Here is a 26,450-nt window from a genome sequence, read left to right on the forward strand (position 1 = left end):
CACCACACAATTCATACGGAGACAGCAATCATGGCCCGACCGCACCCCCGCACCTGGAGGAACACCGAGCTCCTGTATCCGGCCGTGTGGCTCATCTATCTGACCTTCCCTCTTGGGACATGTCTCACTGCCGACGCCGGCGTCTTTGCTCGGATTATCGCGTCAGTACTGGTTATTGCCTTCGGTGGGATATACCTCAGCGTCTACCGGTATGCACACATATTCGAGGACAATCGCGTGCTCAAACTATGGGGTGTCACCGGGATCCTTGTTGCCATCGGTGCGGTCACTTACCCCGTCACTGGCCTATCTTCCGTGTGTTTCATTCCATATATCTGCGCGCTGTGGGTCTTTATCCGGTCCGGTCGGCAAGGGATAATAACGGGGATTCTCGTATCGACGGTTCTCGTCATCTGTGTCCTTTTCGCCTCCCCACAACTTCACGGTCAGACAATGCCGATCGTCCTTGCCGTCGGAGTGGGTGTCGCGATCGTCATTGGAGTAGGCGTTGCCCATGCCGATGAAGAACGACGCCAGGAACTCGAGCGCCGGCTCGACCGCGCGCATCAACGCGAGGCCTACGCCACCGCCATGCATGACGTGTTAAGCCACAGCCTCACCGTCATTGCGGTCAAGGCGCAGCTCGCATCGCGCCTCGTCGATGCCGATGCGGACAATGCCGAAGCGGAAAATGCCCGTAAAACTAGAGCTCGCCGGGAAATTGACGACATCTACGAGCTATCCCATTCCGCGCTCAACGATATGCGATCGGCACTCGACGAGTTATCACCGCCATCATTGATGGAGACTATCGACGAAGCGCAAGCGGTGTGCACCTCCGCGGGGATTTCTCTCGCCGTACACATGGACGAGGACCTTCCGTCCGCCACAGCTTCGCTCTACGCAGCAATAGTGAAGGAAGCGACGACCAATATTCTTCGACACTCCGGGGCCCAATCCGCGTCCATCACCGCGACGTCCACCAGGCTCACCATTACCGACGACGGACGCGGTTTTGACCAGGACAAACGCCTCCGTGTCAAAGAGTCACACACCGCGGAAAACGGCGCTCAGCAACACGAGCTCAACAATGTGAAACAACACGGGCTCGAAGGTATGAAACGCCGAGCGAACAACATCGGCGCTTCGTTCTCGATTCGCTCAGCGCCGGGTAAAGGGACGACAGTCACCGTCGAGCCCATACCAAAGGAGGCAACGACTCAGGAGGGAGAGCCATGAGCACCGGCCATGCCGACGGAAACGCCATCCGCGTCTTTATCGTGGACGATCAATCACTCATTCTGAGTGCTCTCGAGTCACTTCTCACTCTGGAAGGCGACATCGACGTCGTAGGGACTGCAACGGACGCGCATGACCTCACACATCGCATTGCTGACAGCCAGGCCGACGTTGCGCTCATCGACATAGAAATGCCTGGTATCGACGGTATTCAAGCGACCACGGACCTTACTGGGCACAGCCACTGCCATGTCATTATCGTCACGACCTTCGGCCGGCCCGGATACCTACAGCGGGCACTCGACGCGGGCGCGCGCGGTTTCGTCGTCAAGGACTCACCCGTCGAAACGCTAACCAGTGCGATCCGGGACGTCTTCGCAGGGAAAACCATCATTCCCCTGCAGCTTCATGACAAAGTGCGCGCCACCGGGGACAACCCACTCACCGCACGAGAGCGCGATGTGCTCCGCGAAGCGCTCACCGGAGCAACGATCGCGAGCATAGCGTCGACGCTGTTCCTCTCCCCTGGCACCGTTCGCAATCACATATCCCGAGCCATCGCGAAAACTCACACCACGACGCGCGCCGAAGCAGCTGCCGTCGCACGCGATGCTGGCTGGTTGTGATCGTCACGAAGCGCTCCCCCTACCCCCGGTTGCAACAATTTGTCGCGAACGATCTGACTACTCCACCCACCTGGCATACACTGAGCCACGACCCCACGGGAGCCCACGGCACGGGCTGAGAGGGAGCTGACGCCGCTCCGACCGTCCGAACCTGTCCGGATCATGCCGGCGAAGGAAGAGAGGACCTTAGGCATGTCTGCACCCACCGATTCATCACCACGCCCACACACCGTTCACGGCGAAAACCACCCCAAGCACCACGAAAAATTCGTGGAAAAAGATGGACTCCGCGTGCCCTACACCGAAGTCAGTCTCGACGATTCACCCACCGGCCCTAACGAACCGGCCCGCATCTACCGCACGATGGGACCCGAGGTCGACCCCACTCGTGGACTCCCCGACCTGCGAACACCCTGGATAACCGACCGAAACGACACCACCACCTACGAAGCACGCGGCAAGAAACTGGAGGATGACGGGCGCTCCGCCGTCAAACGTGGAGCATCGTCACAGGAATGGCACGGCACTACGCGCCGACCCGTTCGGGCAAAGAGCGGCCACCGCGTCACACAAATGCACTACGCCCGGCGCGGCATCATCACTCCCGAAATGAAGTACGTCGCGCTGCGCGAACAATGCTCCCCCGAGCTTGTTCGGGACGAGGTCGCAGCCGGACGTGCAATCATTCCCGCTAACGTCAACCACCCCGAGTCCGAGCCGATGATCATCGGGCGTCGGTTCCTCACCAAGGTCAACGCCAATATCGGGAACTCGGCGGTGACGTCGTCGATCAACGAAGAAGTCGAGAAGCTACGGTGGGCGACGAAGTGGGGCGCGGACACTGTCATGGACCTCTCAACTGGCGACGACATCCACACCACGCGCGAGTGGATTATCCGGAATTCGCCTGTGCCTATCGGTACCGTTCCTATTTATCAGGCGCTGGAGAAGGTCAATGGTGAAGCCAACGCTCTGACCTGGGAGATCTTCCGAGATACGGTGATTGAGCAGGCCGAGCAGGGCGTCGACTATATGACCATTCACGCCGGGGTACTGCTGCCCTATGTGCCACTCACGGCGGATCGCGTCACCGGCATCGTGTCCCGCGGCGGTTCCATCATGGCCGGGTGGTGCCTGGCACACCACAAGGAAAGTTTCCTCTACGAGCACTACGACGAGCTCTGCGAAATTTTCTCCCACTACGATGTTGCGTTTTCTCTTGGCGACGGGCTGCGTCCGGGGTCCATTGCCGACGCCAACGACAAGGCGCAGTTCGCTGAGCTGCGCACGCTCGCCGAGCTGACGCGGCGGGCCTGGGACTACGACGTTCAGGTCATGGTTGAGGGGCCGGGTCACATTCCGCTGAACCTCGTCGAGCAGAACATCCGCGTTGAGCAGGATTGGTGCCACGGGGCGCCGTTCTATACGTTGGGGCCACTGGTGACCGACATTGCCCCTGGGTATGACCACATCACGTCCGCTATCGGTGCGGCCACTATCGCGATGGGCGGGACGGCGATGCTGTGTTATGTCACGCCGAAAGAGCACCTGGGCTTGCCCAACCGTGACGACGTCAAAACGGGCGTGATTACGTATAAGATTGCGGCCCACTCGGCGGACGTGGCCAAGGGGCATCCGGGTGCGCAGGCCTGGGACGATGCCATGAGTAAGGCACGGTTTGAGTTCCGGTGGAACGATCAGTTCGCGCTCTCGCTCGACCCCGACACCGCGCAGGCCTACCACGACGAAACATTGCCCGCCGAACCGGCGAAGACCGCCCATTTCTGTTCCATGTGCGGGCCGAAGTTCTGCTCCATGCGGATTAGCCAGGATATTCGCGACGCTTATGGCGAGACGATGCTCGGCATGCCTGAGGTTGGTGACCCGATGGGTGAGACGGCCGGTGACCGGGCAGATGTGGAAGCGGGCATGGCGAAAATGGCTGAAGAGTTCCGTGCCCACGGATCCGAGCTCTACATGCAAGAATCCAAAGCGAAAGACACCGCTGAGGACATCGACCATGATCTCGCGGACATGAGCGCACACCGCCAGTAGCATCGCGGATAGCAACCGCCCCGAAGCGTTGGCACCTTCGTCGGTCCACAGCACTGGCACACGACGAATAGGACGATAGGACACGAATGGCCTCCACTGACACGGATTTCCGCCTCTACCTGGTCACGTCTGGGACCGACCGGCACACTGTTGACACCGCGGCGAAGGTCGCGGCGGCTGGGGCCGGCGTCGTCCAAGTGCGCGCGAAGGACCTCTCCACGCGGGACTTGCTCAGTCTTGTGACGGAATGTGCCACCGCTGTTTACCGGGCAAATCCTCACACGAAAGTCGTCGTCGACGACCGAGCCGACGTGGCCTACGCTGCTCGACGCGCCGGGGTCCCTGTCAATGGCGTTCACCTGGGACAAGATGATCTTCCCCCGGATGCGGCCCGCGACATGCTCGGTCCGGATGCTCTCATTGGGTTAACGACCGGAACCCTGCCGCTTGTCGAGGCCGCGGAAGAGTTCCACAGCTCGCACCCAGGAGTTATTGACTACATCGGTGCGGGCCCTTTCCGGCCGACGCCAACGAAGGATTCGGGCCGCGCGCCCATCGGTGTTGACGGTTATCGGCCGCTCGTCGCGGCGACAACCTTGCCCATTGTCGCCATCGGGGACGTGACACCCGACGACGTTGCGGCTCTGAGCGCTACCGGTATCGCCGGGTGCGCGATGGTGCGAGCACTGATGCACTCTGATAACCCCGGCGAGTTAGCCCGACGTGCGTTGGACAGTTTTCGTAGCGAGTGAGCGCGGAAATGGGACGATTTAGCTACCGAGGTGTTTTAGACCCCTAGTTGCGCCCCTCGTCGGAACTGGTCATTGGCCGTCATTGTCCAGGCGTTGTTTCATCGCATCTATTTGTGAAATGACTTCATTATCGGTGGGCCCGTTATTCGGGCGGAAAGCAGAGAGCACCTGATCAGTGTCAAAATTCGCTCGCTGCCCATTATGGGAAGAACTGCCCAAATAAATGTATGACAGCGACTGATTGATATCCCTGAATATTTTTTCCTTGTCAAGTGAACGAGGTGCTACTACATGACGTTGGTCCTGTAAGCCCACAGATAAAACATCATCGTGTTTCACATCGAACACGGAGTTCACCATTACAAATTTACGAGGAAGATCGTCCCGGTATGACGTTTCTTGGTATCTATCATCCAGAGTTGCCGCCATGGGCTTAAGGTAACCGGAATTTGGGGCCGAACCACACACTTCAATCGCGAATTTTTCGGATGTTGAACACGATGAAAAACCATATTCTTCATCCCAAGCACGATCGACGCTCGTGGAAGAGCCCACAGGAACTGATATAAAGAACACCACACCAAGGAATAAACACAGTGGTGCAATCCAGATGCCTCTGAACAGAGAGCCTAGAACGGTGCCAATCACGCAGGACACCAGTAAGAACCCAACAATCATCAAGAAGGTTGGGGTACCCGCCCAGAGTTGCCTAAAAGTAACGCTATAGGAAACCCCGGATAGAGTAGCGCCAATAAAAGAGATCGCGATCAGCACTAATACCAGAATGACGAGGGGAATAAACGTGCTTAACGCGGATATGCGAAAAGCGCTAGCTAGTCTCTCTATACGACTTCTGGGGGACGTATCCTCCCAGTCGGCCGTTCCACTTCGCCACCGTGCCTGACTAGATATCACACCGGCGCATAGAGTCGCCGGAGAGAAAAAGAGTATTAAGACGGTTAGCTCTTGCACCATCAAAATTTGTGGACTAGCCAGCCAAGACGATGCACTCGCCAGAGGAGCCACGATCGAGAAGACGATGAGAATCAGCGCAATCGGAATTGCGTATGACGCTCTCAGTTTTCCTTTCAGCACTATCGAGGAGTAATTCTTGGTGCTGCGGAAACCCGTTAGGGAACGAGATTCCTTGTCTTTTCGCCTCTTCGACCATCCTTGAACATAGATAACAGACCCCAGGGCCCATATCACGATAACAAGTAGCGCACTGAGGTTCGGCTGTCCACCAGGCATAACAAAACTGCACGGTGCACGTAGAGCACCCCAGAGACCGTGCCCGATAGACGGCTCTAATGGCCAACTAAACGTGAGAGACCCAAGAACCGCGGATACTGGAAGTACCCAGATAAACGTCTTTTTCAGGACGTAGGTGGATACTAACCCCAGGCCAATAAGGCCGATGTCGTTCCTTATGACCGTAAGAGAGCCATAGTCTGAGAAATCTCCCCAAAAACACAGCAACCCTACTAGAGCAGCCCATACGGTTACTAGGGCCAGGAGTATTAGCCGTCTATTTCGAATGGGCCGCGGGGAGACACGATCAAAGTCATCCTCATGAGTGAATATAAAAAGGAGTGGAATCGATGTCAGAGCAGAAACCCACACAGTGTCGATGTCGACAGAATTCCCGTTCTGCTCTAGCAATATCCACGTGGCAGTTTTTACAAGAAGCGAAAGTATAAGGGACGTCAGAAAGAAGTAATGAACTCTATTATGACGTAGCCACAGACCTGTTCCGGAATTCATGATTCCAGCAGATCTAGATACATCGTGTTGAGTTTGTTGATGTCTCTTCCTGCTCCGAATTTTTCCCATGGCCCCGAGTATTCTTTTACCCCGTTTTTCATAATCGTCAGGGTGTCTGCATTTTCAATGACGTCTTCGACTATGTGTGTCGAAATAATTACTGTAGAGGACTCCGACGAGTGATGAAGTATTCTCTTGCACGCCGCCCGTTGCGATAAATCCAGACCTGCCGTTGGTTCGTCGAGCAGGATTACCGGTGGCGATGAAACGAGAGCGGATGATATTCCAACCCTTCGTCGCATACCACCAGACAAATGCTTGATGAGTGAATCGGCTTTATCCGACAGACCTGCGAGTTCTATCAGCCTATCGACCTCATGGGGGACCTTATGCTGTGAGACTTTCCTCAGCCAGCACATGTACGCAAGGTGTTCCCGCACGGTAAAGCGTGATTTTTCGAGATTGTCCTGAGGGAGGTAGCCGACCAAACCACTACGCGGGTCATTTACCCGGCCATCTATATACACGCTGCCGCTGCTCGGTTGAGTAAGCCCAGCTATTGCCCTGAGCAGAGATGATTTCCCTGCGCCGTTGGGGCCGAGTAAAGCATGAAATCCGGTATCGACATTTAAGCTGATGTGATCAACCGCGATATGCGAACCGTATTTCACAGTTAATTGATCAGTTGTAAGTTTCAACCAGATTTCCTCCTCAGCTATTTTAGCCAGGCCGTCCTTCAAAAAATGGTTATAGTTAAAATAGAGGTTTATATTTCGCTTCGGAAGCCTAACATTGGAACGCAGCTCTTACTGCTGCTCCCAATAAAAAACCTGCTCGTCATCGACGGTTACCACTGCACGATCCGGGTCCCGGCTAATCATCGTCCGCAACGTCTGATGCTCCGGCTCTTGGCGCTCCGGCGTCTGGTCACCCTCCGGCTGCCCCGTCACAGCAAATGTGATCGTGTGATCTTCAACGTTTTCCACTTCAAGGTCGCCATGTGCAATCCACGGATGGTCCCGACGAATCCCAATTAACCGCTGATAAATCTCATGCAGCCATTCCCCCGTCGGCAATAAATCTGCTGGGGAAGCCGGCAGGGGCGGTCGAATGTCGGCGTCGGCATACAAGCCATCCTGCTTTTCACCCCGCAAGCCCTGCTCATCGCCGTAATAAATGCTTGGCATACCGGGCAGCGTCAACTGCGCGACGGCAGCGAGCACCGCGCCGTTATCCCCCACCACCGAAGCAATGCGCGATACATCGTGGTTGCCAATGAACGTCAACGGAAGGATCGGCCGCTTGTCGGGCTGATTATTAGCGACGGCTGCGCCCTGCTCCACAAAGGTCTGGTGGCGGCCAAGCGCGTGGTCCAGCTCCCACATGTTCGCGTTTTTAATGCTGCTCCAGATGGCCTGCCACACCTCATATTGTGTGATCGAATCCATGTGGGACTGAGCGGCGAACTCGATGTACCCGCCCTGTTCCTCGCCGTGGATGATTTCACCGAGGAACACGGCATCGGGATAGTGGGCGCGCACGCGGTCGATAACGGTCCGCCAAAATTCGGTGGGCACAGAGTACGCGGCATCAAGCCGCCACCCGGTGATCCCGCGATCCAACCAATACTCCATGATCTCCACGACCATGTCGGCTACGCGCGGGTCGGAATGGTCCAGCTCAGCCAGGTCAAGGTTCCCCTCCCACGGGACCGACACGATCTCCCCGTCGTGCGTGTGCGTTTTCACCGGAGTCTGCTCGGCCCCCGCACGCGCGCGCTCAATCGACTCGGCCACCAGCGGATGATGCGTCCCCACGTGGTTAAACACACCATCCAGCATCACCTTGAGGCCGCGCTTCGAGCACTCCCCCATCAGGTGGTCAAAATCGTCCAGCGAACCTAACCGTGGGTCGATCCGCAGGTGATTCGTGGTGTCATATCCGTGCGCCGTCGACTCGAAAATAGGCCCGAGCAAGATCCCCGAACAGCCCAGCTCAATGGCATAATCCAGCCAGGCTTCTAGTCGCCGTAATTTTCCAGGCTTATCGACGTTGTGCTCGGAGTTGGCCGCGGATGGAGCGTGGTCGGGCGTCGGCGCGTCGGACCGTTCGTTGTCCGGTGTTTCTCCGTCGGATTGGGGGCTGAACATGTCCGTTCCGCACGCTCCGAGGGGGTAGATCTGCCACCAAAGCGCGTAATCAAGCGTGTCCATCGAGCCCTGCCTGCCTATCCGACTGCATTACCAACGAGTGCGGACGGGGTGCCGACCCTACGTCCCACTACTCTTCGAGCTTACGTCAGATACCGGACATACTTCGGCGCTTAATGCTCACTTGTCGTCCCTTGGCTTATCACCACTTGTCATCCCCATCGACGACGATTGACGCAAGCTTTGACGACGATTGACGCGCGGTGTCGCAACCTATTTCGCTACCGCTTTCATTGCTGTGATACCTCCGGCCAGTGAATACACCGGAATACTCAGCGTTTCCCGCAGAATGTCGGCCGCTTGCTGACTACGTGCCCCACGGGCGCAGTACACGGCCACCGCCGTCGCTGATTCAGGAATAGGAATACGCACCGACGCCGCATCGGCTTTCACTACACCCAGGGGAACATGGATATCGCGAGGGTTGACATCAGCGGGCGCAGTACCACCCGATTCGACGTCACCATCCAGCGTGATGCGCTCAATTAAACGCTCGTGAGCTTCGCGAACGTCCAGGAGCACGTGGGTGTCGTCGGCAAGAAAACCGGGAAGATCCGACGGTGCGATGTCCCCAGGGGCGTCGGGCTGATCCTGGGGTTGGTCACGACGGTTCCGATGCTCTCCTTCTACCGAGCCTTCTACCAAGGGATTTCGGGTTGCCACTTCACACGCCGCCCCTTGGTTAGATGACGCAGCCGTGCGACGAATCCTCGTCGCCGGTTCACGCGACGGATCACGACGCAACCGCAGCGTGCGCGTCGACGCTGACGTGGCGTTATACGTCAAAACTCTCCCCACGAGGGGCTCACCGATACCGCCCAGGACCTTCAGCGCCTCGGTGGCCATGAGGTTGCCGATCACGGCCGTCGTCGCACCCAAAACGCCTGCTTCCGCACAGGTCAGCACCGGTTTCGTCGGCGGGCCGTCGAAAAGATCGCGAAGTCCGGGGCCGTGAGGAGCCCAGAACACCGAGACCTGTCCCTCGTAGCGCAGAACAGCACCCCAGACCAGCGGCGTTTCCGTCATTTCCGCCGCGTCGGCCACCACGAATCGGGTGGCGAAGTTGTCGCTGCCGTCGATCAGGAGGTCGTGCTCGCGGCACAACTGCTCCGCGTTATCGGGGCCGAACCGCCCTTCCGTGCGAATGCTCATGGAGGGGTTGAGCGCGTGCATGCGTTCGCGGGCAACGTCGGCTTTCGGGCGTCCCACGTCGTCGACACCGAAAAGTGTTTGCCGCTGAAGGTTAGTAAGGTCAACGACGTCATCATCGCAGACGGTGATATGCCCATTCGTGCCGACGCCCGCCGCTGCCAGCGCGTACAGCAGCGGAGACCCCAATCCACCTGCGCCGATCACGCACACGCGCGCGGCGGCGAAGCGCTGCTGGACGGCTTCATCGAAGAGTGCCAGATGACGTGCGGTACGGACGCGTTCATTATGCGGGAGAGGCGTGAGTCGTTCGTCGGGAATTAGTCGGGGCAGCTCGGCACCGGAGCTAGACGGCCCATCGTGGGACGGACTGGAGCTAGCTGGGCCCGTACTAGATGACGGCATCGGCCCACGCCCTCCCCTCCAGCGGCGAGGACGCCACCGCGTGATGCCGCTTCGGAATCCTCCCCGCCTGATGCGCCCAATAACCAGCGCGAACACCGCTAGCCATCGCCTTCGCCATCGCTTCCGGATCGTGGCTGCGCGTGACGGAACTGGCCACCAGCACGGCGGAGCATCCCAGCTCCATGGCCAGCGCCGCCTCCGACGCCGTCCCCACACCTGCATCCAACACCACCGGGATATCGCCGGCTTCTTTCACAATCATTTCGATGTTGTGCGGGTTGAGAATCCCCAGGCCCGTGCCAATCGGCGAGCCACCAGGCATCACGGCGTCCACCCCCGCGTTCACCAGCCGGCGCGCAACAATGGGGTCGTCGTTCGTGTACGACAGCACGTGGAATCCGTCGTTAACCAGCTGTTCTGCGGCGTCGACAAGTTCGACAGCATCAGGCAGAAGAGTGTCGTCATCGGCGACAACCTCGAGCTTGATCCAGTCCGTATCCAGCGCTTCCCGCGCCATTTTCGCGGTCAGCACGGCGTCTCGCGCCGTTTTGCAGCCGGCCGTGTTGGGCAGGATGTGGACATTGTGCCGGCGAAGCATCCCGAAAACGTCCGCTTTTCCTGCTTGGTGCCGACGCATCGCGACCGTCGCCACGTTGCTTTCCGACGCCACCAGCGCTTTTTCCATGATATCCAGCGACGTCATTCCGCCCGTGCCGAGGAACAGTCGCGAGGTGAGGTCCCGATCGGCCAGTGTCCAGTGATCGGGGTCGCCTACGTGGGCGTCGGGGGATGGGGCGTCGTCTACATCCGTCGGTGTGATGTTCGTAGGATCATCGTCCCTGGTTGCGTTGTGTGTCATTGCCTAACCTCCTTGAACAGCGGTGAGAAGTTCGATGCGATCGCCGTCGCTAATGGTGACGGTCTGCCAAGTGGATTTCGGAACGATCTCGTCATTAATGGCGACGGCATAACCGTCGAAATCATCATCGCTAGCGGCGTCATTGCTGGTGGGCGAGTGTTTCGCGGTGTTGGCGAGAGCAGTGAGGTCGGCGTTATCGCCGTCCTGTGACACGGCTTTCACGAGCGACCGGACAGTGAGACCGCTTGTCGCCCGGTGCGATGTGCCGTTCAGTTCGATGGTGATCGTTGGACTGGAGGTGTCTGTCATTATTTCCTCTGGGGTTCCTCTGGTTTGTTCGACTTCGTTCATGACCTGTGGTGTCTGGTTGGCGGGCTGAGTTCACTGCGCTCGACGCTGCGTGACGTGCGTAATTTTCCTACGCAATGTTCCTACAAATCACGATGAATATCCGTAGCAGCAAGAATGTCGTTCAAGGTCAGTTCCGGAGTATCGTCATCATCCGCCCTGGTGAGGAGTTCGTCACCGTCTGCTAAGCGCTTTTCTAAGGAGCCGTATTCGTCCGTCATCGAATCCGCAGCTGCCACTAAGGCTTGCCCATCCACGGCACCGGACTCACTAGCAGCCGTTTCCCTGCCAGCAATGGCAAGCGCCGCCCCCACCCGGGCGCCCAGCGCAGTCAACAGAATGCCGTGGCGGAAATAGCCCGTGGAAACAACAGCGCCGGTACCGTCGTCGATGCCAATATAAGGCAGGTCATCCGGCGTGCCCGGCCGAGCACCCGCCGTGATCTCCTCGATCGTGCATTCGCGAATCCCCGGGCAGATAGTGTCAGCATCGCGCATGAGGTCCAGCGCGCCACCCACCAGCGGCTGACCGCGGCCGTCCTCCCGGCTCGTGGCCCCCAATACCAAACCGCCATCGATGCGCGGCACCACGTACACCGGCCGATCCCGGACAAATCCCCGAATTACCGACGTGACCAGCGGGTCGAGTTCCGCCGGCACGCGCAAACGGAGAACGTCGCCCCACACTGGGCGGAGCTGTAAATACGGAAGGAACTCGGACGCGCCGAGTCCATTGGCGACGATGGTGACGTCGTCGGGATTCACGTCGAAAGGAGTGGCCGATCTCTTCACGATCTCCACGCCACGATTCTTCAACGCACCGATAATAAGGTCACCGAAGACACGTGGATCGATTTGGTGATCGCCCGGGATATGCACGGCACCGGACAGGTTCGGGCTGAGCGCCGGCTCAGATTTCCGCAGCTGACGAACCGTCACCTGGGTGGCCTCCATTCCAAACGATTCCTGGAAATCTCGCGTCTCGGCGAGATGCACCCGATCGGCAGAATCGGCGGCGACGACGTAGGTTCCGTCGCGGCGAAAACCAGTCATGTGAGGATCGTCGGGGTCGGAATGAGCTGCGAGGGCGACACGTCGGACGAAACTCGGATACCACAGCGCGGATTGACGCATAAGGGGCACCAACGCATCCTGCTGATACTGCATCTCTGCGGCCGGGGCTAACATGCCCGCGGCGTGGTGGCTCGCCCCCGACAGCGGAGCAGGATCGAGAATCGATACCGAGCACTCCGGATCGAGTTCAGTCAGTTCAAACGCGGTGGCCAGCCCCACAAGACCAGCGCCGATAATAGTGATGTGCCGGGACATAGGCTCCTTCCCTCCGGCGGCATTATCCGCATCAGGTTTACGGTCGGCGGCGATGCCCGCCCTCTCAGCCCACATCACTGGGCTCCCGTAGGTCGACGATGTCGATGTTAAGTTTTCTATGGTTAGTGTCCATGTGTTTTCGGCGGATACTGCTTGAGCATCCACGTGACTCGATTATATTCCCCGGTGGGACATCGTGAGTTTGTAGATGAGAATCGCCGGTTCGGGGGTGGCGATCATAACCTGATTGGTGTTTTCCGGTCGGGAGTACATAACCTGCACAATGCTTATCAGAATAATGAAGCAAATCTGGGTAGTCTTGGATGTAGCCGAACCTACTCATTTCTTATCTTTCGATAACGCTCCGGTTTGATGGTGGAGCTTTCGGCGGGCTTTTCGGCGGGGCTGAAGAAAACACGTCGCAATATCAGTCAACGTGAGCATGGTGATGAAATGATGTACGTAAAGAAATTTTCTTCGCGTCAACGTGGCGCAGTAGCTTCTTTATTCGTCACTGTTGCCGCTGCAACTATGCTCGCCGGATGCTCTTCGTCGTCAGATTCACCACATACAGAGAATGCAGAAAGCGCTATTCCAGCAACAAGCGCAGGGCAATCGTCTAGCGAAGTGTCACATTCTGATAGCTCGAGCACTGCACCTCCGAATTCTACGCACTCCTCCACCGAGCATTTTGTTAATAGTGATGGGACGTGTAACCCCGACGTCATCGATATCAATCACGAGAAAAACACAGCGGAGACGCACTACCACGGCCTCCCCGATGATCAGGTGGCGATGAAGTTTTACGACATTAACGGAAATAATATGGAAGACGTGGGCAGTGGCTTCTCAGCAGGTAAAACGGGTGAGGGGCCACTTTTCGCCACCGGAGTTGCCAATGCCGATATCAGCTATATCGGCGTAAAAATTGAGCACAAAAATGGGGAATCTCAGGAATGCAAAATCCTGGTGGACTAACACTGGTGGAGCAACCCTAGTGGGGTAACAATCGTTACCGTTGCTCTCGATTTTTCTGGAAATAGCGGACTAGCGCCCCCACACCCCGAATCACAAAAATAAGAGCCACGAAAACTATGACCCTAAGAACCGGACTTTGATCCGCCATGGCCGTGGTCATGAAGACCGCCACCGCCACGCACCCAATAATGATGGTAAAAAACGCACTCAAACTGGGGACACCAAAGAACTGCCGAAGTTTCTCGCCCACCGGAATCCCTCCTTGTTATTTACGTTAGGTCCACCCTATAGACATAGATTTATCGTGACAATAGGATTCAGGGCAGAAGGACGTTTCTCTAGAAGAAATACCGGCGCCTACGAAGGGACACATCATGGCGACACCCTCATCGTCCAACCGAACCTCCCCTCCCCTCTCTGAGCAGGTCGTTTTGGTCACCGGCGGTGCTAGAGGACTCGGACGAGCAATTACCGAAGCGTTCCTCCGCGAAGGCGCCCGCGTTGTCGTTAATTATTTTTCCAGCAAAGCCGCTGCATACGACATCGAAGCAACCCATCCCGATCGTGTCCTCGCAATACACGGTGATGTGCGTGAAAGAGATGACATGAATACCATCTTTACTACAGCGCACCAAAAATTCGGACAACCAATAAGTACCGTGGTCAATAATGCACTCACGAGCTTCTCATTCAACGGAGAAGCCCGGCCAAAAGCTGACCAAATAAACTACGAGTCATTTCAATCGCAATTTTCAAGTGCAGTCCAGGGAGCAATCAACGTCATCCAAGCCGCGCTACCCAGTTTCGAACAAGCCCACTGTGGTCGCGTCGTCAACATAGGAACTAATCTTTTCCAGAACCCCGTCGTGCCCTATCACGATTACACAGCTGCCAAGGCCGCCCTGCTGTCACTTACTCGGACTTTCTCAAGCGACCTCGGCCCTCTGGGAATTACCGTCAACATGGTTAGTGGCGGGCTTCTACGCACCACCGATGCCAGCGCCGCGACACCCGAGAAAGTCTTCGACGCAATCGCAGCAACTACGCCGCTACAGTCCGTAACAACCCCGGAGGAGCTTGCCGACGCCGTACTCTTCTTCGCCTCGCCGTGGGCTCGGGCGATCACAGGCCAAAACCTCATCGTCGACGGCGGACTCGTCAAAGACTAAGCCCGCCTACTCCCCACGGTCCTCGGCCCCGCGCGGGCTATCATCCCTGCCGTCTTCCACTTCAGGCACGAAAGGATGCACCGTGGATGCTGCCTGCGTCGCCCGTGACCGCGCTGTCTCAATATCCTCAGCAGTCGCGGTCACAACACCCATACGTCGGTGAGGGAAAGCCTCAGGCTTGCCAAATAGGCGCAGGTCAGTCTCCGGCACAGCGAGGGCCTCCTTCACACCCGAGAAGGCCACGCCGTCGCCCCTCACGCCACCGTAAATCACGGCCGACGCACCGGGCGACACCAGCGTGACGTCGACAGGCAATCCCAAAATCGCGCGAGCGTGCAGCTCAAACTCGGACAGGCGCTGAGTCCCCATCGTCACCATGCCCGTATCGTGCGGGCGCGGGCTGACCTCGGAGAAATACACATCATCGCCCTTGACGAACAGCTCGACACCGAAGACGCCGCGCCCACCAAGAGCGTTGGTCACGCGCGCCGCAATGGACCGTGCATTCTCCGCGGCCGCGTCGCTCATCGGTGCGGGCTGCCACGACTCCACATAATCGCCGGAATGCTGACGATGCCCCACCGGCTCACAGAACCACGTGGCCACTTTCCCCGTCGAGGGATCCACCGCGCGCACCGTCAAAAGCGTGATCTCATAATCGAAATCAACAAACTGCTCGACGATCACGCGCGCCTGGTTCACGCGGGCGCCGCTCATCGCGTAATCCCACGCCTCGTCGAGGTCCTCCGGACCGTTGAGCACGCTCTGCCCCTTGCCAGAGGAGCTCATCACCGGCTTCACCACGCACGGGAAACCCATGGCATCCACGGCGTCGTCGAACTCGTCGCGGGTCGACGCGAACGCGTAGCCACTCGTCGGCAAGCCAAGATCTTCCCCCGCCAACCGACGAACTTCCTCGCGATTCATCGTGACGCGCGTCGCCTCGGCCGTGGGAATCACCGTGTAATCCGACTCCAAATCGCGCAACGCGTCCGTCGCGATCGCCTCAATCTCCGGCACAATGAAATCCGGGCGGACATCGTCGACAAGGTTTTTAATGGCATCCGGGTCCGTCATGTCGATGACATAGTGAAACTGCGCCACGTGATGAGCAGGCGCGCCGTCATACCGATCGACCGCGTGAACTTCCACCCCCAAACGCTGGAAAGCTATTGCGACCTCTTTGCCCAACTCCCCCGAACCAAGCAACATGACCTTGGTCGCGCTGGAGGATAAGGGCGTTCCGATTGCATCTGGTGTGTACACGCTGGTCAGAGTACCAGCCGATAGTCCGAAAGCTCGGAATACGGCCCGTTGTGGCACGTCCACACCACCGATTTAGGCTCGCCTAATGTGCTGCCGCCGTGGGCACGCAGCACATCATGAATCTCACCGGCGACGAACCCGCGCATGATCCGCTCCAAGGTGCGATACCCGTGAACGTCCAGGCCAACCGTGGGCTCGTCCAGGAAAAGGAACTCCGGGCCGCGGGCCAGCGCGCATGCCACCGACACAATTCTTCTTGCCGACGACGCTACGTCCAGCGGGTGGATGCCCGCGACATCCTGCAAGCCGCAATACTCGATGAGCGCGTCGGCGTTGCGGAGGGTCGAGCCGATCGCGATTTCATCTTTTACTGTTTTCGCCGAAAACGATGTGTCCATTGATGTGGGGGCCCAACCGTAGTTGAGGGGGTGGGGTGAGCCGACAACCTGCTGCGATCCGCCACTGTGCTTAATCAAGTCCGCCAAAGCAAGAAGGAGCGTGGTCTTCCCCGTGCCGTTCGGTCCCGCGATATGAGTAATCCCACGCGGAATGCCCGCCGACAAGGGCCCCAGCGTAAAAGCATGGCGCTCGACCAAGAGGTCGTTGATCACCAGGGCCGGCGCAGGGGCAGGAACGGGCGAAGGAGCATATGCGGACTCAGCGGATTCGGCGTCGGAGCCACCGGCGGAGTCGTCGTCAGAAATCTGACTCAATTCGACCGGCGAATCATATTCCGCCCCCGCAACAGGATTCAGCCCAACGCCCTCGGGGTAACGCGATTCAACGTCGCACAGATCAGCTAAGTGGTTCCACGTCCGATCAAAAATCGTGACGTCGCCCGGAAAACTGTCCACGACCTGCACCAAAGCTCGCGTCGCATCCATGTCACACCCATCCAGCGGGCAGTCCAGCACCAGATTGTCAGGATTGCGTAGAAGGGCGGACGCGATCGCCACCCGGCGCGTCTGACCCGTCGACAATTTCGACGGGTCGCGCTGAAGGAGCGTCGTCAAGCCCCATTGACCAGCAACATCCTGGATCCGCGAGCGCATGTCCGCCACGGGCACGCCCATCTGCTCCATGCCGAACGCAAGCTCTTGCTCCACCGTGCTCCGCAGCAACGTGATGTGAGCCGCCGCATCATTACCCACCCACGCGGCACCTGACTCCTCCGCGAGGGCCCACGCCTCTTCGCTCATTCCCGAACCGCTCGGGGCGCACACAAACTTCTTCATCTCTACCCTGCTCCCGCTCTACCCTGCTCTACCCCGCGACTCCCCACACACAGGCCGCGCACATCACCGCGACCATCCCGTAACGGACCACACGCTCCCACGCGCGATCTCGGACGGGGTACAGCACGGTCCTCTGCCCTGGCTGGGCAATTCCCGTTCGCGATAACGGCCGGGAGCGCTGCGCCGCATCCGTCACCAGGCCAACAACCAGCGGAATGACCAGTTTCCTCCGTTGCGGCTTCACGCCCCGCGAGCGCTGAATCTGTTGGATGGTTCTCATTCGCGACGTCGCCAACGGGATCAGCCGAACGACCGAGCCCACCACATACACGATCGGCGCCGGCAGCCACGTTTGCAGGGCGCGCATGAGCGCATCCGGATTGACTAGCGAACCGAACATCACGCCGCAGCCCACCACCGCGGCGAAGCGCAGGCTCAGCGCGGCGGCCGTCGACCATGAACCAAAAAGGCCGTACATCAGAGAAAATGACACACACGCTGGGATGATGATGGTTACGGCGGCTAAGGTCGCTGCCTTATTCCGAATAATTAGCGACGCCACCACGGCAACAGCTACGCCGATAGCCGACGCCCACGGCGCGTTGAGCACCGTGACGCTCACCATTAGGCACGCGGCAGTCACGAGCGGTGTGTACGGGTGGATGTTGGGCTCCTTAGGGTGTTGCGGTGATGGTCGGATTGGGGTTGACGTGGAGGTTTTGTTGGGCGCTGGGCCCCCTTTTCGCTGGCAAATGTTCGGGTGCTGGCCCCACGGCGTCGGCAATTACGAGGCTAGACGGCAACGCTAACCCGGGACCACCAAAACTGCGGGGGTATATGGGAGGCCAGAAAAAGTGCGGGGGTATATGGTCAAAAATTGGGCGAAAAAGCCCCATATTCCCCCGCAGTTTTGGTGGGAGGCGTCAATATACCCCGCAAAATTCCGGCACGAACCTCTGGCGCACAATCGGCGCCCTGGCTCACTACCACACACGAGATTCACCAGGGCCTTTTCGCCGAGCTACCAAGCCAGGATTTCCCGTCGGAGGGGCCACCAAACCCTACGACTTCTTGGTCGAAAATGAGCGAATGGTTCGAAGCGGAAGAGCCGCAATAATCGCCGCCACCAGCGTAAACACGATCACCTTGTCGATCGGATCCGACGTCAGTGACTGCAAATAAACTGCCGTCATCGGGCTGAAACCAAGCCCGCGATACGCCGTCACCAACAGGCCCGTGCCCGTGCCAGCCGTTCCGCCGAAAATGAACGACGCCACCGGCGCAGCCATCAATGCTGACAATAAACCAACGAACACACCGGCAATCGGCGGAACCCATCGTTTCGTCCACGGCACCAGCCCCGCGAGTAAACCGATCATGGCGTAATCCGCCGCGAATGGGACGACGGTCGGGTTGAACGTCCCCCAAATCAGGGCCGACAGCACCCCCGTCGCCATACCTGCCTGCGGACCGGCGAGGGCGGCGATCAGCACAGTCCCAATGGAATCCAGATACAGGGGAACCGGCAACGGCATCGTCCCGATCACCTGCCCGACCACAATGTTGATGACCAACGCCGCAGGCAGCAGGGCCAGCGACCGCGGCGGCAACTTAGGCACAATCCCGATCAGCGCGATCAGCGCACTCACACCGAAACCAGCCAGCGCGATGATCGACCCCTTACCATCAGCAAGCGACTCCCAGGGATCGTCCGGCTGCATCAGAACCAGCGTCAACCAGGTGCCCGCCATAATGAGAATCGCGATAGCGGTGCACACATTCGCGGAATTGACGATGCGTCGGTTAGGTGTATTCGACGCTGTTCGGTCTTTGTGGCCAGTGTGGTCAGGTGATGTGGTGGGCTCGACGGGGCCGTTGGTGCTCATAGGTTCTCCGTATCCGGCACATTCTCGGACTGATTATGCACGTGCGGTACGCGACAACGCAGCGCAACTGTGCAGGCAAAACGCACTTCCATGGGTTAAGCACGTTTTCGGCAGTGTTCCACGCGTTTCCGCGCGATCTACTAATAAGACGCTCTATGTCACCTCGAGCTGTCAATACTCTAACCTATCGGAACGCCGACCCCGGAAGCCCGTGTTGACCTCGGGACTCGGCCATGGGCGACGAGTAGCCGACGGCCACACGCGGGACGCACGATCATATCGCCCTGCGCCACCACCTACGGCACGTCACCCCACCGTTTACGATAGGTAATGCGATAAGTTTTCTGCCACGCGATTGGCCCGCCGGCCTTAGCCTTGGTCCTAGCCTTGGTCCTCTCGCGGAGCAGAAATACCAGGGAATCCGGTGAGAATCCGGAACTGTCCCGCAGCGGTATGTGAGAAAGCCAAACGACGCAATAATGCACTGGTGGCTCTCCCCCAACCCGGAGGAGCACTGGGAAGCAGTGTCAATCAGGTTTCGCCGCCGGATGATCACCCCCCACGGTCATCCGGAACAGCGCACCAAATCACGCGCCAGCGGAGTGCTCACGAGTCCGAATACCTGCTTATCGTCGCGGAGCCCGCCGGGCCCGTGTGTCCACCACTGACGAGGATCAGAAATGACATTCACGACACTTGGCGTGCCACGTATCGGCCCACGCCGCGAACTCAAACGCGCTTGCGAAAAATACTGGAAATCAGGTTCTGCACCTAACGACCGCGGGGCCCAAGAACATGCTTCCCACCTAGCCCGTACTGCGTGGGAACTCACGACGACCTACACACAGAATCTCGCCTCAGCCGGCATGGAATCCGTCCCCACCCTGGGACGCAGCTACTACGACGCCGTGCTCGACATGAGCGCCTACCTCGGCGTCCTTCCTGCACGATTCAACACAATCCCGGATCACACAACCACCGACCACGAGCCAGCAACGTCAATACATGATCGACTACCACGCGATATCGATCGTCGCTTCGCCACCGCCCGCGGGACGTCGGATCTTGCTCCGTCGGCCATGACCAAGTGGTATGACACCAACTACCACTACATCGTTCCCGAGCTCACCGGCGACACACAGTTTGATCTGACTATCGACGACTTTCTTGCCGACATCACCGAACTACAGAGCATTGCAAATGTGCGGCCTGTATTAGTAGGTCCGTTCACTTACCTGACCTTGGCTGACCAAGCATCCGACGATGACCTCGATGGCCTGTGGGAACCGCTGATCGATGCCTATGCAGAATTCATCACGCGCTTAGGTACCACCGGAGTGGGATGGGTGCAGCTGGACGAGCCTCAATTGACCTGCGACGTCACCGACACCGATATCAATCGCGTGCATTCCGCCTACACAAAGCTCGCCGAAGCAGCCGGAAAAGCCGACGTCAAACTACTAGCCGCCACGTACTTTGGCCCTGGCGATCATGCTCTTGCTGCACTGAACGGGACCGGCGTCAACGGCATCGCTGTCGACCTCATACCGAGTCAACAAACCACCACCCGAAGTGGCACCCACGACACCACCCCCCACGACGACGTCGTTCCATCGTGGCTCGACGCATGGACGGGCGATGAGACACTCGTCGCGGGAATTGTCAACGGCCGCAACGTTTGGCGCACCAATATCGACCAATCATTGCGCGCGCTCAAAAAACTAGCCGAGCGTGGGCCGGTGGTGGCCTCAACATCGTGTTCCCTCCTCCATGTCCCGTATCGCTTGGGGCGCAACGCCGACGGCACCGACGACCACGAGGGCAGCTCCGAACCGGGACTGCCCGTCGATGTCCGCAATCGATTAGCGTTCGGCGAGGAGAAAATACAAGAACTAGCGGTCCTCCACCGCGCTCTAGCGTCGGCAAGCACCCCGGACGACGAGCAATACATTGCCGCCTCGAGCACAGCATTATCCGAGGGTCTGCCCACTAATGACAGTGTTCAACGGCGGCTGAGCTCGATCACCGACGACGACCGACACCGCGTTCCGTTCAGCGACAGAACAGGCCCGTCGCTACCCGTGCTTCCCACCACGACGATCGGCTCATTCCCGCAAACATCCGCCATCCGGCGAGCGCGGAAAGATAAACGCGACGGCACCATTACCCAGGACGAATACACCGCACGGATGGAAGACGAAGTGCGGTCCACCATCAAGGCCCAGGAAGAACTCGGCCTCGATGTTCTCGTTCACGGCGAGCCTGAACGAAATGACATGGTGCAGTACTTCTCTGAACAACTGGAGGGATACTGCTCTACGACGAATGGCTGGGTTCAGTCCTACGGGTCGAGGTGCGTCCGCCCACCCATTGTGACCGGCGACGTGTCCCGGCCGTCACCACTAACGACGCATTGGTATCGCGTTGCCCAGGACGCCACCGACAAACCGGTGAAAGGCATGCTCACGGGGCCGGTAACGATGCTTGCGTGGTCGTTCGTTCGTGAAGATCAACCCATGTCGGTTACTGCCGACCAGGTGGCGTTAGCGCTGCGGGATGAGATCGATGATCTTATTCAGGCTGGAGCGCGCATTATTCAGGTCGACGAACCTGCCATTCGTGAACTCCTCCCCCTCCGCAAATCTGACCATGAGGCCTATACGGCGTGGGCGACCCAGGCCTTCCGATTGGCTACGTCGAGTGCTGGCCCGGATATCCACATCCATACTCATATGTGTTACTCACAGTTCAATGAGCTCATCGACACCATCATCGACTTGGATGCCGACGTCACCACCATCGAATCGGCCCGCAACGGCATGAAGGTACTCACAGCTCTCCGCGACGCCGGGTTCTCCCTCGGCATTGGCCCCGGCGTGTGGGATATTCACTCACCGCGGGTGCCGTCAGTCGAGGAAATCACGACACTTATTCGCGACGCTATCGATGCCGTCGGGGTCGAACCTTTGTGGGTCAATCCCGACTGTGGGCTGAAGACGCGGGCCTGGCCGGAGACGACTGCGTCGCTGCGCAACATGGTTGACGCTACCCGGAGTATTCGGGAACAATTGGGTAGCTGACCTGCAACTATGTAGCAATGAGTGCGTGATAAAGGTATAGCCCGACGGGTGCGCCATCAGGATCCGCTATCGAAAGCCGCTAGCGCGATGGGTTGAGAATGGCGAACACGCGTTCCGTTTCGGCCCTCACGTCATCAGGATCGACGGAATCGAGAACGTGGACCATGGCGCACTTGTCCGGGGCCACATCTTCCCGATTGGCCTGCCCCCGAGCATCACCGTCCGACCCCACCGCCGTTATCGCACCCCGGTCATCGGGCACGGCGACCAGCGCTTTATCAGCCGTCCCGTAGTTGACCGCATCAAGGGCCACCATGACGGCGAGTAAGTCATGGACCTGGGCACAATAACCGATCCCCTCGTTGTCGTGGAACTCGAAGTAAAAACGCAGTGCATCCTTCACAAGCGTGCCCAACTCACCCGGCAGACCCCACCGCGCGACGTCGTCCGGCGTGACCATGATTGTTTCCGTCACACCCAAGTGACACAGCGTGACATCCCAACCGCGCTGCCGAGCTTCCTTCAACGTCATTGCCACCGCGTCGGGGTCAACCCAGAAATTCCACTCCGCCGTGGGGGTCGTATTTCCCCGATAATCGACGGCGCCGCCCATGATCGTCAGCGAATTGAACCGCGATACCAGCTCGGGATTCATCGCTACCGACGTCAGCGGACCTGTCGCGACGAGATCGGCTGAGCCGTCCTGAAGAGCGGCTTCCCACACGTCAGTCGTGCTCAAGATACGGGAGGTAGATTCGCCACCATCCACTGACAGCCGCTCGCTCACCTCACGAGGCGGACGGGCGTATCCGAGACCGTAGTCGCCGTGAGTTTCGGGAGTCGTGGTCAACGGGATCGAGACCGGCGCGGCTGGCCCCACCCCCACGGGAATGTCAGAGCATCCACACAGGTCAAGCACCCAACGCGTGTTCACCGCGACATTATCGACGGTCGTGTTTCCCGCGACGGTGGTCACTCCCGCTAACTCAATTTCCCCAGCACGGTGCCGTGCCGCGAGGTAGATCAGAGCGAGCATGTCGTCGATACCCGTATCAACATCCGCTACAAGTCTGCGCATAATAACCCCTTTTTTAACTCACAACCCTTTTAGTCCGTGGCTAGAACCACCATGGCATATTCCGCTAAGCCCATGTCACCATGCGGGCCTACATACCTAGTTAAGCAACCAAAGAAAATGCCTATGCGCAGGGATGTCATAGCTCATTGCCCTCTTGCCATTTCGGAACCGCGTCCGCTACTTTTAACGGCAACAGTTCAGCCCGCCTTGTGAAGCTATCACGCTCACAGGAGTGGGCTGGATCTCTATTACAACGGGGGACATACGTAGGGCTACAAACACACTTTAAAGAGAGAATACGAACGCCATAGAGCGATAGAATGTGGCTAGGTTTTGCAATCCCAATCTTTCCATCAACCCAGTCTCTACACCTACGGAGTACCACCATGGCTCTCAAAGCTGCATTTATGTTCGTCGACACCGGCGCCGACCCGGACACAAACCGGTCGACCGTCACAACTCCGGGCGTCGAACTCCTCACGGTAGCGGTCAACGATTACACCCAAGCTGAGGACGTCGCATCGAAACTCGCCGACGAAGGGTACGTCGCTATCGAGTTATGTGGCGGATTCGGCATCGAAGGCGTCGCGCGCGTCAAGAAGGCCGTTCCCGACACGGTGGCCGTCGGGGTTGTACGCTTCGATCACCACCCCGGCCTCGGACACAAGAGCGGGGACGAGCTTTACTAACCTCGAAACTCTAGAACTAGCTCTTTCCCTCGTACCATCTCCGGCTCTAGCTCCCGAGATAGCCCCCCCCCCGCTCTGCCCCTGTGATCACCTCATCATGTTCACAACGACCCTATGGCGCCTCACCAGCCACGATCCACTCCATAACCTCGCTTTCGAACGCTATCTGTTCAGCTCGCTAGGGAAGAAAGAAGCGGCCGTCGTCATATGGCGTAATAGCCCCGCCGTTATGGTCGGCCGGGCACAAAACCCCTGGTACGAAGCAAATACCGAGTTCCTTCACAGCCACCACATCCCACTATTCCGACGGATCAGTGGTGGCGGAACCGTCTACCACGACCTAGGAAACCTGAACTTCACGTTCATGGCATCCAAACCGTACTTCTCGCGGGACCTCCCCATCATCATCGCACGCGACGCCCTACGGTCACTGGGCTGCGATGTGTATGCCGATCCCCGTCGGTCACTTTTTCTCCGGCACAACGGCAGCGCGTACAAGATCACGGGATCCGCGATTCGTGAAACTCTCACCCACGGTCTTCTCCACGGGACAGTCCTTGTCCACGCCGACCTCGCCGTGCTTAATGAAGCCCTCCGGGCCCATGACCCGCATGTGCACGTCAATGGAATACCGTCGGTCCCCTCCCCCGTCACTAACCTGCCCGAGGTGACTATCGACGCCGTGCAGGCAACGGTTCACGAGCATTTTGCCGCACACATGAAGCGCGAGGGCGTTGTCATGTACCGAACCGCCCATGCTGACGATTACGCGCACCAACTACGCCCCCACCTTGACACGCAACGCAGCTGGGAATGGAATTACGGCCGAACACCGCATTTCAGCTACCGAGATGGCACCGTCAGCGCTGAAATTTGCCACGGAATAATCACGGACAGCAGCGTCGCCAGCATCGTCGGCAAGCGGTACAGTCCACGCCTCATGGCTGGCCCCCTAGCCCCCGATAAAAGGGCCAGCCATAAAGCGACGTCTACAGCAGGACTCGATAGGGCTCCGCCAACACGTCGGCCAAGGTACTGAGGAATTCCGCACCCGTACGGCCGTCGACAGTTTGGTGGTCAATAGTCAAGCTCAAGGGCAACTCGACTACTTTCTCAATCTCACCCTCACTGTTTAAGGTCAGCCGCGTGCTCTGCGCGCCAACCCCCAGGATCGCGACCTCTGGGACGTTAAGCACCGGGGTGAAATACTCAATCCCGTCGGTCCCCAGGTTCGTAATGGTGAACGTTCCGGGGGCAAGGGTGTCGATATCGCCATTCCGCGCGCGATCAACACGATCGTGAAACACGGTCTTCAACTGCGATAACGATTGGCCAACGACGTTGGGAACCGTCGGTACGGCCAAACCATCATCCAAAGCCACGGCCACACCGATGTTCACGTCGTCACACTGCTCGTACTCGTGGCCGTCGTAGTGGGCATTCAGCGAAGGATGCTCCTGCAAGGCGATAGCCACTGCCTTAATGAGCAGCACGTTCATGCTGAGTGCCTTGGCTTCATCGCCGGGGCCGAGGTTGCCCTTGATCTCAGACACCGTGGCAAGCAGATCGGTCACATTCACCTTCCGGTGCAGTGTCAACTGCGCAGTGGAATGCAAACTATGCATCATATTCTGCGCAATAATCTTGCGCATACCGGTCAGGCCTTCACCAGCCGTCACCGGGGCAACTGCCTCACTTGCCGACGCAGCTGCCGAGGCGCCTGCTGAAGCCGCCCCATCGGAGGGTTCCTGCGAGTCCGCGTCGCCCGACGGGTGAGACTCTATATAGGCCTTCATATCACGCTTCGTGATCCGACCGTGACCACCCGTGCCCGTGACTTTCGAATAGTCAATGCCGTGCTTTTTGGCCATCTTTTCTGCGACTTTAGAGATAAAGATGCGCTTGCCATCGCCGCTCGTGTCGCGATTCGCCCGCCGAGCACCATCCTCAGAGTCATCCTCACCGGGGCTGTTAGCGTCACCAGCGCCAGAATCACCAGAATCACCAGAGGCGCGAGACCCTTCAACGCGATCGCCACGTTGAACATCTTCCGCACCAGCAGGGCCCGTCGCTGCTGCAGAAATGGTCTCATCAGCGGCGCCCACATAGGCAATAGGCGTTTTCACCGCTGTCGAATCCCCTGCCGCCACGACGATTTTCAGCAGCGTGCCGTCGTCGTCGGCTTCAACATCTCCAGACAGCTTCTCCGAGCTAATCGAGCACAGAGCTTCGCCCTTCTTGACGGCGTCACCTTCGTTTTTATACCACTCGTCAACTAGGCCTTCCGTCATGGTAAGGCCGAGCTTAGGCATCAATACTTCTGTTGCCATGATC

At 58.5% G+C, this 26,450-nt stretch carries 23 protein-coding genes and 3 riboswitches; of the genes, 9 read left to right on the top strand and 14 right to left on the bottom strand.

The annotated features are described in order from the left end of the window. Positions 1–30 precede the first annotated feature (30 nt). The 4 genes from KCQ76_RS03945 (at position 31) to KCQ76_RS03960 (ending at position 4,672) form a co-directional block, all read left to right on the top strand. Complete coding sequence (locus tag KCQ76_RS03945; RefSeq protein WP_046203564.1) at positions 31–1,239, top strand: sensor histidine kinase; 1,209 nt, start codon at positions 31–33, stop codon at positions 1,237–1,239. Continuing rightward, positions 1,236–1,865, top strand: a complete 630-nt coding sequence (locus KCQ76_RS03950) for a response regulator transcription factor (protein ID WP_046203563.1) — start codon at positions 1,236–1,238, stop codon at positions 1,863–1,865. The genes KCQ76_RS03945 and KCQ76_RS03950 overlap by 4 nt, the downstream gene beginning before the upstream one ends. 85 nt (positions 1,866–1,950) lie before the next feature. Beyond that, positions 1,951–2,059, top strand: a riboswitch (TPP riboswitch). Further along, positions 2,058–3,920: a phosphomethylpyrimidine synthase ThiC gene (thiC, locus tag KCQ76_RS03955; protein WP_046203562.1), complete on the top strand. Its 1,863-nt coding sequence runs from the start codon at positions 2,058–2,060 to the stop codon at positions 3,918–3,920. It overlaps the preceding riboswitch by 2 nt. A gap of 86 nt (positions 3,921–4,006) precedes the next feature. Further along, entirely contained in the window at positions 4,007–4,672 is a 666-nt protein-coding gene (locus KCQ76_RS03960; protein WP_046203561.1) for a thiamine phosphate synthase, read from the top strand. Positions 4,673–4,741: 69 nt separating this feature from the next. Here the strand turns inward: KCQ76_RS03960 and KCQ76_RS03965 are convergent, their stop codons facing one another. From KCQ76_RS03965 to thiO, 7 genes are all read right to left on the bottom strand, one after another. Then, positions 4,742–5,767 carry an ABC transporter permease gene (locus KCQ76_RS03965; protein ID WP_146003181.1) on the bottom strand — a complete coding sequence of 342 codons (1,026 nt, stop codon included), beginning with the start codon at positions 5,765–5,767 and terminating at the stop codon, positions 4,742–4,744. Positions 5,768–6,432: 665 nt separating this feature from the next. After that, complete coding sequence (locus tag KCQ76_RS03970; RefSeq protein ID WP_235428803.1) at positions 6,433–7,176, bottom strand: ATP-binding cassette domain-containing protein; 744 nt, start codon at positions 7,174–7,176, stop codon at positions 6,433–6,435. 66 nt (positions 7,177–7,242) lie between these two features. After that, complete coding sequence (locus KCQ76_RS03975; protein ID WP_231725317.1) at positions 7,243–8,586, bottom strand: alpha-amylase family protein; 1,344 nt, start codon at positions 8,584–8,586, stop codon at positions 7,243–7,245. A gap of 273 nt (positions 8,587–8,859) precedes the next feature. Then, positions 8,860–10,200 (bottom strand): ThiF family adenylyltransferase, encoded by a 1,341-nt coding sequence (locus tag KCQ76_RS03980; protein WP_052722146.1) that lies wholly within the window; start codon positions 10,198–10,200, stop codon positions 8,860–8,862. Then, positions 10,187–11,059, bottom strand: a complete 873-nt coding sequence (locus tag KCQ76_RS03985; RefSeq protein WP_102215060.1) for a thiazole synthase — start codon at positions 11,057–11,059, stop codon at positions 10,187–10,189. Before KCQ76_RS03985 ends, KCQ76_RS03980 begins: the two co-directional genes overlap by 14 nt. A 3-nt stretch (positions 11,060–11,062) precedes the next feature. Then, positions 11,063–11,368 carry a sulfur carrier protein ThiS gene (gene thiS, locus KCQ76_RS03990; protein WP_046203558.1) on the bottom strand — a complete coding sequence of 102 codons (306 nt, stop codon included), beginning with the start codon at positions 11,366–11,368 and terminating at the stop codon, positions 11,063–11,065. 122 nt (positions 11,369–11,490) lie between these two features. After that, positions 11,491–12,735, bottom strand: coding sequence for a glycine oxidase ThiO (gene thiO, locus KCQ76_RS03995; protein WP_046203605.1), 1,245 nt, complete (start codon positions 12,733–12,735; stop codon positions 11,491–11,493). Next, positions 12,727–12,834: riboswitch (TPP riboswitch) on the bottom strand. Its footprint overlaps the gene before it by 9 nt. Before the next feature lie 273 nt (positions 12,835–13,107). Here thiO and KCQ76_RS04000 point away from each other — a divergent pair. After that, positions 13,108–13,713 carry a hypothetical protein gene (locus tag KCQ76_RS04000; protein WP_046203557.1) on the top strand — a complete coding sequence of 202 codons (606 nt, stop codon included), beginning with the start codon at positions 13,108–13,110 and terminating at the stop codon, positions 13,711–13,713. 34 nt (positions 13,714–13,747) lie between these two features. Here KCQ76_RS04000 and KCQ76_RS04005 read toward each other — a convergent pair whose 3' ends face one another. Then, positions 13,748–13,963: a hypothetical protein gene (locus KCQ76_RS04005; RefSeq protein ID WP_012732327.1), complete on the bottom strand. Its 216-nt coding sequence runs from the start codon at positions 13,961–13,963 to the stop codon at positions 13,748–13,750. Between the two features lie 124 nt (positions 13,964–14,087). On the opposite strand from KCQ76_RS04005, the gene KCQ76_RS04010 reads away from it, so the two are divergent. Further along, on the top strand, positions 14,088–14,882 hold the full coding sequence (locus KCQ76_RS04010; protein ID WP_046203556.1) for a 3-oxoacyl-ACP reductase: 795 nt from the start codon (positions 14,088–14,090) through the stop codon (positions 14,880–14,882). Positions 14,883–14,888: 6 nt separating this feature from the next. Here KCQ76_RS04010 and purT read toward each other — a convergent pair whose 3' ends face one another. The 4 genes from purT to KCQ76_RS04030 all read right to left on the bottom strand — a co-directional run bounded on the left by purT (position 14,889) and on the right by KCQ76_RS04030 (position 19,134). Then, the gene (purT, locus tag KCQ76_RS04015) at positions 14,889–16,148 is read right to left on the bottom strand and encodes a formate-dependent phosphoribosylglycinamide formyltransferase (protein ID WP_046203555.1); all 1,260 of its coding nucleotides are present in this window, start codon (positions 16,146–16,148) and stop codon (positions 14,889–14,891) included. Positions 16,149–16,153: 5 nt separating this feature from the next. Further along, positions 16,154–17,383, bottom strand: coding sequence for an ATP-binding cassette domain-containing protein (locus tag KCQ76_RS04020; RefSeq protein WP_046203554.1), 1,230 nt, complete (start codon positions 17,381–17,383; stop codon positions 16,154–16,156). Between the two features lie 28 nt (positions 17,384–17,411). Next, the gene (locus tag KCQ76_RS04025) at positions 17,412–18,026 is read right to left on the bottom strand and encodes an energy-coupling factor transporter transmembrane component T family protein (RefSeq protein WP_052722144.1); all 615 of its coding nucleotides are present in this window, start codon (positions 18,024–18,026) and stop codon (positions 17,412–17,414) included. A 418-nt stretch (positions 18,027–18,444) separates the two neighbouring features. Then, on the bottom strand, positions 18,445–19,134 hold the full coding sequence (locus KCQ76_RS04030; protein WP_046203603.1) for a hypothetical protein: 690 nt from the start codon (positions 19,132–19,134) through the stop codon (positions 18,445–18,447). Between the two features lie 506 nt (positions 19,135–19,640). Further along, positions 19,641–19,913: riboswitch (cobalamin riboswitch) on the top strand. 36 nt (positions 19,914–19,949) lie between these two features. On the opposite strand from KCQ76_RS04030, the gene metE reads away from it, so the two are divergent. Beyond that, entirely contained in the window at positions 19,950–22,349 is a 2,400-nt protein-coding gene (gene metE, locus KCQ76_RS04035) for a 5-methyltetrahydropteroyltriglutamate--homocysteine S-methyltransferase (RefSeq protein WP_046203553.1), read from the top strand. Positions 22,350–22,428: 79 nt separating this feature from the next. On the opposite strand, the gene KCQ76_RS04040 is transcribed toward metE, so the two are convergent. Then, positions 22,429–23,427 carry a nucleoside hydrolase gene (locus KCQ76_RS04040; RefSeq protein WP_046203552.1) on the bottom strand — a complete coding sequence of 333 codons (999 nt, stop codon included), beginning with the start codon at positions 23,425–23,427 and terminating at the stop codon, positions 22,429–22,431. A gap of 386 nt (positions 23,428–23,813) precedes the next feature. Here KCQ76_RS04040 and KCQ76_RS04045 point away from each other — a divergent pair, with 386 nt between their 5' ends. Both KCQ76_RS04045 and KCQ76_RS04050 read left to right on the top strand, forming a co-directional pair. Further along, positions 23,814–24,116: a DUF6506 family protein gene (locus tag KCQ76_RS04045; RefSeq protein ID WP_046203551.1), complete on the top strand. Its 303-nt coding sequence runs from the start codon at positions 23,814–23,816 to the stop codon at positions 24,114–24,116. 97 nt (positions 24,117–24,213) lie between these two features. Further along, the gene (locus tag KCQ76_RS04050; protein ID WP_146003180.1) at positions 24,214–25,155 is read left to right on the top strand and encodes a lipoyl protein ligase domain-containing protein; all 942 of its coding nucleotides are present in this window, start codon (positions 24,214–24,216) and stop codon (positions 25,153–25,155) included. Here the strand turns inward: KCQ76_RS04050 and KCQ76_RS04055 are convergent. Then, positions 25,106–26,446 carry a dihydrolipoamide acetyltransferase family protein gene (locus KCQ76_RS04055; RefSeq protein WP_060941907.1) on the bottom strand — a complete coding sequence of 447 codons (1,341 nt, stop codon included), beginning with the start codon at positions 26,444–26,446 and terminating at the stop codon, positions 25,106–25,108. The genes KCQ76_RS04050 and KCQ76_RS04055 overlap by 50 nt on opposite strands. Positions 26,447–26,450 lie beyond the last annotated feature (4 nt).

This window comes from Corynebacterium parakroppenstedtii, assembly GCF_019754935.1.
GTDB classification, from domain to species: Bacteria; Actinomycetota; Actinomycetes; order Mycobacteriales; family Mycobacteriaceae; genus Corynebacterium; species Corynebacterium parakroppenstedtii.